Here is an 11,586-nt window from a genome sequence, read left to right as displayed (position 1 = left end):
CTTACTTGCATCGTTTTCGCAGAGCAGGAGGCTTGAATGCCTGTCGATCCTCGCAACCGTTATCCTCGGCCGCCTTTTGAAGCGCAGAGTCAGCCCTTTCCAGGACTCTCAGCGAAGATGACGCCTCAGCCCGATTATGGCGAGAAGACTTACAAGGGGGCTGGCAAGCTGAAGGGACAAGTGGCTCTGATAACTGGTGGTGACTCTGGTATCGGGCGTGCTGTTGCGCTGGCTTTTGCACGGGAGGGGGCGGACATTGCCATTTCCTATCTTGAAGACGAAAGCTCGGATGCCAAGGAGATTGCGGCCCAGATTGAGGCAGAGGGGCGTCGTTGTCTGTTGTTGCCCGGAGATATTCGGCATTCAGCCCATTGCTCAGCTCTTATAGATAAGGTTCTCGCGGAGCTGGGGCATCTCGATGTCCTTGTTAATAATGCAGCTTTCCAGAATTGGGCGGAGCATCTGGAGGATATCAGTGAGGAGGAGTGGAAGCGGCATTTTGACACGAATACGCACGCACTCTTCTACCTGACGAAGGCTGCCGTGCCGCATTTGAAGGCAGGGGCATCCATCATCAATACGTCTTCAGTTAATCTAAAAACCCCTCCCGAGATCTTGGTGCCGTATTCCATGACAAAAGCGGCGATTGCGAATTTTACAGTTAGTATGGCGCAGCAGCTTGCGGCGCGCGGGATCCGTGTAAATGGCGTTATGCCGGGACCGATCTGGACGCCTTTCATTGCCACGGGGATGCCTGAAGAGGCACAGAAGAAAGTGGGCTCTGATGTCCCGCTGGGCCGTCCGGGTCAGCCAGCAGAACTTGCGGGTGCCTATGTTTATTTTGCAGACCCACTGAATAGTTACACGACTGGTGCGCTGCTGGCGGTCAATGGTGGGATGCCGATGCTTTGATGTGCTGAAAGTATTGGTAAATTATGGAAACGCCTGCTCCTGATCGAGCGGGCGTTTTTCAGTTTTGGGACCAAACAGCAATGTGACACTCGCGCCTAGCAGGAGCAGGCAGGTTGTGAGGCCAAAAATGCCGGGGAAACCTGCTGCGGGGTAAATCCAGCCAATCAGGACGGGCGATGAGATGGCGCCTAGCCGAGCAATAGCTGAGGCGAGACCCATTCCCCGCCCTCGGAGGGCTGTCGGAAAAAGCTCGGGTGTATAAGCGTAAATGCCGCCATAGGTTCCGTTCATGAACATGGACAGCAGGATGCCGAAGACCAGAACCTGAGCGGGGGTCTGACTGGCCGCCATGCCGATGGCGCTAATCCCGCCAGCGATCATGAAGGTTGCTACGGCCGTTCTTCGGCCGAGCCGTTCGGTGCAATATGCCGAAGCAAGATATCCTGGGAGTTGGGCTGCATAGATGGAAATGGCGTAGGCGAAGCTGCGTGTGACCGTCATGCCGCGTTCGATCATGAGAGTGGGGATCCATGTGAAGAACGCATAGAAACAGAAAGTGATGGTCAGCCACATGACCCAGCTCATGAGAGTTGAGCGTCTGAGATCTGGAGCAAACAGGTCCTTCAGGGGGCGGATCGCCTGCGGCTCTGAGTGTGATGTCGTTGTGAGACCTGGGGCCAGACCTGCGCTCTGCTCGATCAGTCCGACGATATGGCAGGCTTCGTGTGTCCGCCCGCGTTGGTCCAGCCATCTTGGAGATTCCGGAAGGGTGCGCCTCCACCATAATAGCATCAGGACAGGCAGGGCTGTGGCCATCAAGGCCCACCGCCAGCCGTCAGGAGACGATGGAACGAGCATGAAGCCGAGAATAGCTGCTGTCACGTATCCAAACGAATAAAACCCGGTGAGACTTGCCGTGAAGGCGCCTCGATAGCGGGAAGAGACAAACTCGCTCAGATAGGGCGCAATAATGGTTGCTTCCGCGCCTGCGCCTAGTCCTGCAAGAAGACGGGCTGAAAAGAAGCTGCTGAAGGAGCTGGACATAGCTGAAAACAGGGAGCCGATAGCGTAGAGGGCAAGGGCGCTCATCATGACGGATTTGCGTCCTGATTTGTCGGCCCACCAGCCAGCAAGGAGCGAGCCCATGCCGTAGCCCAGATACGTAGCGCTTCCGAGAAGGCCGAGAGAGGGGCCAGACAGATGCCACTCCGTTTTCAGAACGGGGAGCGTGAAGGCTACAATCGCCGAGTCTAGGCCGTCGAACATATATCCGCAGCCCCCCAGGATCAGTAGGCGGCGATGGAAGGGTGTGAATGGCAGATGTTCGATGCGGAGGGCGATGCTCATGGATTCTCTGGGACGCAGGCAACTATGGGGACTGTGACAGACTATCTGGCGGTTTGGGCGTGGGTCCAGCCATGGTTGGGGTAGGGTATCAGGAAGGTAGAATCTGGGAAAAAGGTTGTGTGTGGCGCAGTTTTCCGCTATTTCGCCGCTCGCACAGGCACCCCTGGAGGTCTGTGTGGTGACAAAATTCAATACGCAGGAGCGTAACAGTGGCTAATTTGACGACACTTGCTGTCTCGACGCGCGCGAAGGCTGGTAAGGGGGCAGCGCGCGCAACGAGACGTGCCGGGCTGGTTCCGGCAGTAATCTATGGTGGCAAGCAGGAGCCTTCCATCATTGCTCTTGATCCGCGCGTGATCATGAAGGAACTGCACCGTGGTGGCTGGTCCTCCCGCGTGTACAACCTGGCAGCAGAAGGCGCAGAGCCGGTTGCAGCCCTGATCCGTGACGTGCAGCTGCACCCGGTGACGGATGCTCCGATTCACATCGACTTCCAGCGCGTTGCAGCTGGCACGAAGGTGCATGTTCAGGTTTCCATCATCTTCGTTGGTGAAGAGAAGGCTCCTGGCATCAAGCGCGGTGGCGTTCTGAACGTTGTCCGTCATTCCGTGGACGTTGCTGCTGATGCAGCCAGCATTCCGGAAAGCTTCACTGTTGATCTGAGTGTCCTCGACATTCATGACAGCGTTCGCTGGTCCGACCTGAAGGGCACGGAAGGCGTAAAGCTGACGGGTCATCAGGCTGCTGATCTCGTGATCGCTTCTATCGCTCCGCCGACCATTGATGCGGAAATGGAAGCTGAAGCTGCTGCCAAGGCTGCTGCCGCTGCTGCTGCAGCTACCGCAAAGCCGGGCGCAAAGAAGAAGTAAGTCATGAGGCTCTGGACCGGTCTCGGCAATCCCGAGCCGGGGATGAGCCGTCATCGACATAACATCGGCTTCATGGCGGTTGATGAAATCGCCAGGCGTCACGGGTTTTCCCCGTGGCGCAAGCGCTTTCGGGGGGAGACTTCCGAGGGCGTTATTGGGGGGCAGAAAATTCTGCTCCTCAAGCCGATGACCTACATGAACCTGTCGGGCGACAGCGTTCAGCAGGCCGCGCAGTTCTTCAAGATCGCGCAGGCCGACATTACCGTTTTCCATGATGAACTCGATCTTGCTTTCGGCAAGCTGCGCATCAAGCGTGGCGGCGGAGCGGCTGGGCATAATGGCCTTCGCTCAATGGATCGCTGTCTTCCCGGACCGGATTACTGGCGTGTGCGGATGGGCATTGGCCATCCGGGGCATAAGGACCGGGTGCACGGGCATGTTCTGGGGAATTTCGCCAAGGCGGAAGAGCCGGAGCTTGAGCGGTGGCTTGAGGCAGTTGCGGATGCTGCGCCTATTCTGGCCAAGGGCGAGAATGAAGCGTTCATGACGAAAGTGGCGCTGCTTACGGCCTGAGTGCCGCGAGACTTCAGGTCTCTTATGGTCAGCTTTTTTCACTGTTATAACGTGCGGGTATCGTTGCCAGAGAGAGTTCTCGGGCGGGAATCGTACTCTGCTGCCTGTTTTGCAGGGTGCAGGTGTTGTCCGTGGGCGTGGATTCTGCGAACACAGGGCAACTGAATTCTGAGACTGGGCTGACCGATGTGGCGGCCTGAAAGATGGAGAGCACAATGGGTTTCAATTGCGGCATCGTTGGTCTGCCCAATGTTGGCAAGTCCACGTTGTTCAATGCTCTGACGGAAACAGCCGCAGCGCAGGCAGCGAACTACCCATTCTGCACCATTGAACCGAATACGGGCCGTGTTGCCGTGCCGGACCCTCGGCTGGATATTCTGGTGAAGATTGGTAAGTCCCAGAAAGAGATTCCGACCAGCCTTGAGTTTGTTGATATTGCGGGTCTGGTCCGTGGCGCGTCCAAGGGTGAAGGGCTGGGAAACCAGTTTCTGGCGAATATCCGCGAGACGGATGCGATCATTCATGTTCTGCGCTGCTTTGAAGACGATGACATCACCCACGTTGAAGGTGGGGTCGACCCGGTTCGGGATGCGGACATCATTGAGACCGAGCTGATGCTTTCTGATCTGGAAAGCCTTGAGAAGCGCCAGATCAATCTTCAGAAGCGTGCGCGTGGAAATGATCGCGAAGCACAGGCGCAGCTTGAGCTCATGGAGCCGCTGATTGTGGCACTGCGTGATGGCAAGCCTGCCCGCACCGCCGTGCCGAAGGGGCAGGAAGGTGAGGCTGCGCGTCTTCAGCTTCTGACGACGAAGCCGGTTCTGTATGTCTGTAACGTCGAGGAGGCTGCTGCGGCGACCGGCAATGCTCACTCTGAGGCAGTTCGGAAGCGGGCTGAGGAGGAGGGCGCTGGCGTTGTGATCGTGTCTGCTGCGATTGAGGCTGAGGTTAGCCAGTTGCCGCAGGAAGATCGCACGGAGTTCCTTGAGGGGCTTGGTCTGAGCGACAGTGGTCTGGATCGCGTGATTGCAGCGGGCTATCGCCTGCTGGGTCTGCGGACATACTTCACGGTCGGCCCTAAGGAAGCGCGTGCCTGGACCATTACGGCAGGTGTGAAGGCGCCTCAGGCTGCTGCTGTCATTCACAATGATTTCGAGCGTGGCTTCATTGCCTGCGAAACAGTTGCTTTTGACGACTATGTGGCCTGCAATGGTGAAGCAGGCGCTAAGGAGGCTGGGAAGTTGCGGATCGAAGGCAAGGAATATGTTGTGCAGGACGGAGATATTCTCCTGTTCCGATTCAATGTCTGACGCTGCGGCTATTCTGAAAGGGCTGACGGATAAGGCCCGTCAGGCTGCTCGTGGATTGGCGCGAGCAGATGAGGCGACGCGTAATCTGGCACTAAATGCTGCTGCTCAGGCACTTCGTGCCAACAGCGCAGCAATCGTTGCGGCAAACGAGCAGGATCTAGCCGGGCTTTCTGATGATCGGACTGCTGCATTCCGGGACCGTCTGACGTTAACGCCTGAGCGCGTTCAGGCCATGGCAAAGGGTCTGGAAGACGTTGCAAAGCTGCCTGATCCGCTTGGACGCGTTCTTGCAGAATGGGAGCGCCCTAACGGGTTGCTGTTCCGTCGTGTTGCTGTTCCGCTCGGTGTCATCGGTATGATTTACGAAAGCCGGCCGAATGTTGGGGCTGATGCTGCGGCTCTTTGCATCAAGTCTGGCAATGCTGTCATTTTACGTGGTGGAGGCGAAAGCCTGAATTCGGCGCGCGCAATTCATGCGGCGATGGTTGAAGGGCTGACGGCTGCGGGTCTTGATCCGGCTTGTGTGCAGATTTTGCCGTCTGCCGATCGTACTCTTGTGGGTGCGCTCCTTCAGGCTGCTGAGGGCGTGGACCTCATCATTCCACGTGGTGGAAAATCTTTGGTGGAACGCGTCCAGCGTGAGGCGCGGGTGCCTGTTCTGGCCCATGCCGATGGACTGAATCACACCTATGTTCATGCCAGTGCTGATCCTGAGATGGCGCGTCGGGTTCTTCTGGATGCCAAGATGCGCCGTACGGGAATCTGTGGGGCGACAGAAACGCTTCTGATTGATCGGGCGATTGCTCCGTCACTCCTGCCGCACATTGTGGATGATCTGGCTGCCAAGGGCTGCACATTCCGGGCGGATGAGGCTGCCAGATCTATAGTTTCAACCTTGCCTCCTGCCAGTGCCGCCGATTTCGATACGGAGTGGCTGGATTCGATTCTCTCCATCGCTGTTGTTGATGGCGTTGAGGAGGCTCTCGACCATATCGCGCGTCATGGCAGTGCTCATACGGAAGCGATTATCGCTGAAGATCCTGAGATTGCCGCCGCGTTCCTGAATGGGACTGATAGTGCGGTTGTGCTGTGGAATGCATCGACTCAGTTCTGTGATGGTGGTGAATTTGGCTTTGGGGCTGAAATCGGCATTGCCACGGGACGGATGCATGCGCGAGGCCCGGTGGGGCTCGAACAGTTGACGTGTTATCGCTATGAAGTGCTTGGCAACGGACAGGTGCGAGGCTGAATACGATCCCGACGTTTGGCGATGGCCGACGTATGCGGATTGGGCTGTTGGGTGGCTCTTTCAATCCGGCGCATTATGGTCATCTGAAGGTGGCTCAGCAGGCGTTGCGCTCTCTGCGGTTGGATCAGGTGTGGCTGATGGTCTCACCTGGGAATCCTCTCAAGCCTCGAAAGGGCATGGGATCGTTCAGGGCGCGCCTTGCATCAGCCCGGAAGATCGCTGATGACCGTCGAATCTGTGCTACGGATATAGAAGCAAGGCTGAAACAGCGTTTTACAGTGAAGACTGTGGCATTGCTTCAGAAGCGCTTTCCTCATGTTCAGTTTGTCTGGTTGATGGGAGCGGATGGGCTGGCGCAATTCTCTCGCTGGAAAAACTGGAGGATGCTGGCCCGTATGGTGCCAATAGCGATTCTGCCGCGGCCAGGGAGTGTAACGCCTGCTTTGCACGGGGCTGCGGCGTCGGCTTTACGGCGAAATCGACGGCCTTCTAGGGAGGCTGCTATACTGGCGCAAAGAAAAGGATGCGCATGGACGTTCCTTTCTGCGCCGCAGAACGATATATCGGCTACAGCGTTGCGAGAGTCCGGGCAAATCTGTCTGGAACCGGATCAGGAGTAAAAGCCATCACCAAGACGACCTCAACCGACCCGAAGGCCAAGACCACGCGTCGGAAAACCAGCACCCCTGATGCGGCACTGGCCGAGGCTGCCAAGGTGCCTGGAACGCCTCGCAAGAAGGCTGCTGCTGCTGGCCCCAAGAAGACTGCCGTCAAGCGCGAGCCTGTGCAGCCTGATGTTCTGACAAAAATGCTGTCCATCATCACGGGCAGCCTTGAGGAAGACAAGGCAGAGGACATTGTGGTTCTGGATCTGGTTGGCCGTGCCAACTTTGCAGACCATATGGTTGTGGCAACGGGTCTGGCAGATCGGCAGATTGCAGCCATGGCGCATCACATCGAGAAGAAGCTGGGTGAAGACGGCTTCAACCGGGTTCTGGTTGAAGGCGCGAATGGCAGCGACTGGGTGCTTCTGGATACGGGAGATGTTGTTGTTCATCTTTTCAAGCCAGAAAGCCGCGAGCTGTATGCTCTTGAGAAGATGTGGGGCTCTGATCTGGATTCGAGCGAATCCGAAGTGGCTGTCGGTAAGGACGAAGAGCAGGGCTGAATGAAGCTCGTTGCTATTGGGCGACTGAAGTCCGGCCCGGAACGGGAGCTTTTCGACCGTTACGCTGCCCGGATTCGGCCTGCGTTGACTGTGACAGAGATTGCGCCCTCCAAAGGCTCTGTCATGGAGCAGAAGCGCAAAGACGCTGCCGGACTTCTGGGGGCCTGTCCTGACAATGCTTTTGTCGTTGCCCTCGATGAGGGAGGAAAGACATTTAGCAGCCTGCAGTTTGCGGCTACGTTTTCTCGATGGCAGGAAACTGGCCGTCCGGTACATTTCTTGATTGGCGGAGCAGAGGGGCTTGATGGATCAGTGATCCAAAGAGCCGACGCCGTTATTGCTCTCGGAGCGATGACTTGGCCCCACATGCTAGTGCGCGTGATGATTGCCGAGCAGGTGTTCCGCGCTCAGGCTATCAATTCGAACCATCCGTATCATAAAGATAGCCGGCCTGATTAAGCAGTTTCTGAGCGATTGGGTATAAAAAAAGCGGGGCACTTAGCCCCGCTTTTCGCTTCTGGAGTATTCTTATCGGATAGACCGGTTCGGCGCGTCAGATGTAAAGGCATCGTCCGGGGCTTCCGCCACTTCTGTGTTGCTCATCGGATGACTCAGAGCATTCGATCCTCTGAAGATCGCACGATGACGGAAGGTGGTTGCATGGCTTTCGCGGGCGACCATGACCTGCGGCGCCTGGCGACCATCGTCTGCGCGGCCATAGATGAAGCCGTATGTCGGGTAAATGCTGCCAAGACGGCCGCTACGGTCGTTGAGGGCAACGCGGACTGCACTCCAGTCATTGTTGGGTGACACATCAACGACGCGCACGTTGTGTGCAATGCCGTTGGACGCCCAGTGAGACTGGTCAATGTAGATTGTGCGATTGTTCTCGACGGAACGGACAACAGCGACGTGACCCAGAGGCATACGACGGATGCCACGGAAATTTAGAACTGATCCCGCCTCAGGAGCGTTACCACGAGCATAGCGGCCCGCGGCGTTATACCACCAGTCCCGTGCGTTGCCGTGCAGCACGACGGAAGAAGCTTCCTTAGCGTAAGCTACGCACTGAATAACGTGCGCCGCTGAAAAGGTGTGGTGGTAGGAATGAGAGGCTCGATGAGAGCGGAAGACACTATGACCGCCATGTGAACCACGAAGGTGTTTGGCCTGTGCATGACTCGCAAAGAACATGACAGCTGAGAGCGCCAGGGCAGAGAAAAATGTTTTCCGGCAACTTTTATGCGTCACGATCTTTTTGATCCTGAATAGGCTTGTGTCGTTCGGGTGACAGGGAGCTAACAATCTTCATGCAACCCTGACAAGGGCAGAATGCATCACTGAGGGTTAAATTTTCATTTCTAATGAAAATCTTTCTCGTGTCGCATTCTGCCTTAATTGTGCCGTATTTGGTCGGGTGGCTTATTTCGTGGTTGTCAGCATGATTTCCACGAGGATGCGTGGGTCAGCCATGACAGCCTGAACGCAGGCGCGTGCAGGAGCTAGTCCTTCCGGGAGCCATGCGGACCAGTGCGTGTTGAGAGCATTGCGGTCTGCGATGTCTTTAAGCCAGATCTGTGCCTGAAGAATGCGGGTATTGTCTGTGCCGTGTTCTTCAAGAATGGCATCGAGTTGAGCCAGGACGTCTTTGGTCTGGCCATCGATATCTTGTGACAGGTCTGAGGCGACAACGCCTTGAGTGAAAACAAAGCCATGATATTCCACAGCCTTGGAAAGAATGGCGTTGGGTTCTGTGCGAATGATGCGGCTCATGGGGGTATCCTGATCCCGAGATTGGAAAGCCCCAGAGTGAGGCGGCTTTAAGAAGCGGTCAATCACCTCTTGGCTCCCTTGTCGTAGGGGGTGGGACGCGGTATCGCCGGGAGGTATCGCTAAACTGGCCGTGCGGGAGAAAAAACCGTGGTCCCTTTGAATGTCAAAAGAGTGCCTGTGACGCCGATCCGGCAGAATTGCACGATCCTCTGGGACGAACGGAACCATGCCGTGGTGGTCGATCCAGGGGGGGATGTGGATGAACTGCTCTCTCAGCTCCGTGGGCTGACGGTTGAGGCTATTCTTCTTACGCATGGACATCTTGATCATGCTGGCGGCGCTGATGAGCTCCGGGAACGCCTGAATAAAATTCAATCAGATCCTGTGCCTGTTCTCGGGCCAGATCGGCGTGATGCGTTCCTGCTAAGTAGTATTGAGAAACAGGCTGCGCATTTTGGTATGACAGGGATGGTGAGTGTTGTTCCGGACCGCTTTCTGGAAAGCGGTGAGACACTCCAACTTCTGGGCCATGATATCGAGGTGCGTCATATTCCCGGACATACGCCAGGACATATCGTGTTTGTGGATCATGGCAGTCGTCGTGCCATTGTTGGCGATACATTGTTCCGCCGGACGGTAGGCCGAACCGATTTTGCTTATGGGGATGCTCCTGCGCTGATTGCAGGTATTCGCCAACATCTCATGAGTTTGCCGGATGAGACTGTGGTGCTGTGTGGGCATGGAATGCCTACGACCATTGGGGAAGAACGCCGGTCCAATCCATTTCTTGTTTCTGAACGATAAATTTCAAAGAGGGTTTCCCATGCGTGTAATGGCTTGTTCCATATTAGGTGCGATAGGTGTTCTCGCGGGCAGTATGACGGCTTCCGCCTGTGCCGCAGAAGAACCTATTCGTCAGGCGCAGCCTGTTCTTCCGACAGCACCTTTGACAATCACGACGCAAGACGGAGTTAAGCACTCGTTTACGGTGGAGTTGGCCAAAACCTACAGGGAACAGGAAGTCGGCGAAATGTTCCGCAAGGAGCTGCCCAAAAACAAGGGAATGCTTTTCCTTTGGCCGCAGCCGCAGGTTTCGGACATGTGGATGAGAAACACACTGGTATCCCTCGATATCGTTTTCATTGATTCCACCAATCATGTTCATGCCATTGCGGAGAAGGCGGTTCCGCTGAGTGAGGCAATCCTGAGCAGTGACGGGGTTGTGGCCAACACGCTTGAGCTTGCTGGGGGGGTTACGGAAGAGTTGGGTATCCGCGTAGGGGATACCGTAAGTAGCCCGGCACTGAAGCACTGATACGTGAAGGTTTTAGTTACCGGGGCAGCGGGATTTATCGGTTTTCACGTCTCGCATGCCTTGCTGGCGCGAGGCATGGAGGTAGTCGGCGTTGATACGCTGAATGATTATTATGACCCGCTCTTGAAAACGGCGCGCCTGAACAGACTGACGTGTCAAAAAGGGTTTGTGTTCGAGCAGAAGGACGTGTCTGACCGCGAGGCTATGCGATCAGTCATTGATGGCCATTCTGATATTGAAGTCATCATTCATCTGGCAGCTCAGGCGGGAGTTCGATACTCACTCATAGACCCGTATTCCTATGTACAAGCGAATGTCATGGGGCAGGTTGTTTTGCTGGAGGCATCCAGAAGCCTGAAAAGGTTGAAGCATTTTGTCTATGCGTCTTCGTCCTCAGTCTATGGTCGCAACCAGTCGTTGCCTTTCAAAGAGAGTGATCGCGTGGATGAGCCGGGTTCACTTTATGCGGTTACAAAGCGCGCAGGTGAGCTCACGGCCTCCGCATATGCTTATCTTCACGGTATTCCACAGACAGGCTTGAGGTTCTTTACCGTCTATGGGCCGTGGGGTCGGCCAGATATGGCTTATTACGGTTTCGCGAAAGCTATCTGCGAGGGCCGTCCGGTCACCCTTTACGAGGGAAAAGGACTGTCTCGGGATTTCACCTATATAGATGACATCACATCGGGTGTTCTTTCGATCACGGACGTTCCTCCTCAAGTGGGTGAGGCGCGCATCTTGAATCTGGGGGGAGATCGCCCGGAAAAAGTGACGACACTGATTGCGCTGTTGGAAAAACATCTCGAGCGATCTGCATGCATAGAACATCAAGCTCGCCCCGTGGCAGATATGGAGAAAACTTGGGCAAGCTTAGAGGATGTGAAAGCGTTATGTGGCTGGACCCCGAGCGTCTCGCTTGAGGACGGGGTCATGAAATTTGCCCAATGGTTCAAGGATTTTCATAAAAAGTCAGTTTTTTGATTTTTATATGATTTTTTGATTGACGGTGTGTGTAGGTGGCCGTATAAGCCCGTTCACCGACGCGGCGGGGCCTTCTTCGAGGGTCTGGC

14 protein-coding genes are annotated in these 11,586 nt (G+C 55.8%); 11 read left to right on the top strand and 3 right to left on the bottom strand.

Annotated elements, in window-relative coordinates; translation table 11 throughout:
- The first annotated feature begins 36 nt into the window (after window positions 1-36).
- Window positions 37-912 carry an SDR family oxidoreductase gene (locus JN414_RS03935; protein WP_202206816.1) on the top strand — a complete coding sequence of 292 codons (876 nt, stop codon included), beginning with the start codon at window positions 37-39 and terminating at the stop codon, window positions 910-912.
- Between the two features lie 21 nt (window positions 913-933).
- On the opposite strand, the gene JN414_RS03930 is transcribed toward JN414_RS03935, so the two are convergent.
- The gene (locus JN414_RS03930) at window positions 934-2,259 is read right to left on the bottom strand and encodes an MFS transporter (RefSeq protein ID WP_202206815.1); all 1,326 of its coding nucleotides are present in this window, start codon (window positions 2,257-2,259) and stop codon (window positions 934-936) included.
- 209 nt (window positions 2,260-2,468) lie between these two features.
- Here JN414_RS03930 and JN414_RS03925 point away from each other — a divergent pair, with 209 nt between their 5' ends.
- The 7 genes from JN414_RS03925 (at window position 2,469) to JN414_RS03895 (ending at window position 7,887) form a co-directional block, all read left to right on the top strand.
- Entirely contained in the window at window positions 2,469-3,128 is a 660-nt protein-coding gene (locus tag JN414_RS03925; RefSeq protein WP_086634762.1) for a 50S ribosomal protein L25/general stress protein Ctc, read from the top strand.
- Window positions 3,129-3,131: 3 nt separating this feature from the next.
- Window positions 3,132-3,701, top strand: a complete 570-nt coding sequence (gene pth, locus JN414_RS03920) for an aminoacyl-tRNA hydrolase (protein WP_202206814.1) — start codon at window positions 3,132-3,134, stop codon at window positions 3,699-3,701.
- Window positions 3,702-3,916: 215 nt separating this feature from the next.
- A complete protein-coding gene (gene ychF / locus JN414_RS03915; protein WP_099211167.1) occupies window positions 3,917-5,011 on the top strand; it encodes a redox-regulated ATPase YchF in 1,095 nt (364 codons plus the stop codon).
- Window positions 5,004-6,260, top strand: a complete 1,257-nt coding sequence (locus JN414_RS03910; protein ID WP_202206813.1) for a glutamate-5-semialdehyde dehydrogenase — start codon at window positions 5,004-5,006, stop codon at window positions 6,258-6,260. The genes ychF and JN414_RS03910 overlap by 8 nt, the downstream gene beginning before the upstream one ends.
- A gap of 32 nt (window positions 6,261-6,292) precedes the next feature.
- Window positions 6,293-6,880: a nicotinate-nucleotide adenylyltransferase gene (locus JN414_RS03905; protein ID WP_237389865.1), complete on the top strand. Its 588-nt coding sequence runs from the start codon at window positions 6,293-6,295 to the stop codon at window positions 6,878-6,880.
- Window positions 6,881-6,975: 95 nt separating this feature from the next.
- Window positions 6,976-7,428 (top strand): ribosome silencing factor, encoded by a 453-nt coding sequence (rsfS, locus tag JN414_RS03900; RefSeq protein WP_202207243.1) that lies wholly within the window; start codon window positions 6,976-6,978, stop codon window positions 7,426-7,428.
- The gene (locus JN414_RS03895) at window positions 7,429-7,887 is read left to right on the top strand and encodes a 23S rRNA (pseudouridine(1915)-N(3))-methyltransferase RlmH (protein WP_202206812.1); all 459 of its coding nucleotides are present in this window, start codon (window positions 7,429-7,431) and stop codon (window positions 7,885-7,887) included.
- 69 nt (window positions 7,888-7,956) lie between these two features.
- On the opposite strand, the gene JN414_RS03890 is transcribed toward JN414_RS03895, so the two are convergent.
- Together JN414_RS03890 and JN414_RS03885 are read right to left on the bottom strand one after the other, a co-directional pair.
- Window positions 7,957-8,679 (bottom strand): CHAP domain-containing protein, encoded by a 723-nt coding sequence (locus tag JN414_RS03890; protein WP_202206811.1) that lies wholly within the window; start codon window positions 8,677-8,679, stop codon window positions 7,957-7,959.
- Between the two features lie 171 nt (window positions 8,680-8,850).
- Window positions 8,851-9,201, bottom strand: coding sequence for a RidA family protein (locus JN414_RS03885; RefSeq protein ID WP_046900317.1), 351 nt, complete (start codon window positions 9,199-9,201; stop codon window positions 8,851-8,853).
- Window positions 9,202-9,348: 147 nt separating this feature from the next.
- On the opposite strand from JN414_RS03885, the gene JN414_RS03880 reads away from it, so the two are divergent.
- Genes JN414_RS03880 through JN414_RS03870 form a run of 3 tightly spaced genes read left to right on the top strand, consistent with a single transcriptional unit; the run spans window position 9,349 to window position 11,497 of the window.
- Window positions 9,349-10,005: an MBL fold metallo-hydrolase gene (locus tag JN414_RS03880; protein ID WP_232309341.1), complete on the top strand. Its 657-nt coding sequence runs from the start codon at window positions 9,349-9,351 to the stop codon at window positions 10,003-10,005.
- Between the two features lie 19 nt (window positions 10,006-10,024).
- Window positions 10,025-10,516 (top strand): DUF192 domain-containing protein, encoded by a 492-nt coding sequence (locus JN414_RS03875; RefSeq protein ID WP_202206810.1) that lies wholly within the window; start codon window positions 10,025-10,027, stop codon window positions 10,514-10,516.
- 3 nt (window positions 10,517-10,519) lie between these two features.
- Window positions 10,520-11,497: an NAD-dependent epimerase/dehydratase family protein gene (locus JN414_RS03870; RefSeq protein WP_202206809.1), complete on the top strand. Its 978-nt coding sequence runs from the start codon at window positions 10,520-10,522 to the stop codon at window positions 11,495-11,497.
- Window positions 11,498-11,586 lie beyond the last annotated feature (89 nt).

It is taken from the genome of Gluconobacter sp. Gdi (genome assembly GCF_014132155.1).
Taxonomy (GTDB): Bacteria; Pseudomonadota; Alphaproteobacteria; order Acetobacterales; family Acetobacteraceae; genus Gluconobacter.
The sequence above is the reverse complement of the archived record's forward strand: the minus strand, read 5'-3'. Positions and strand labels throughout refer to the sequence as shown.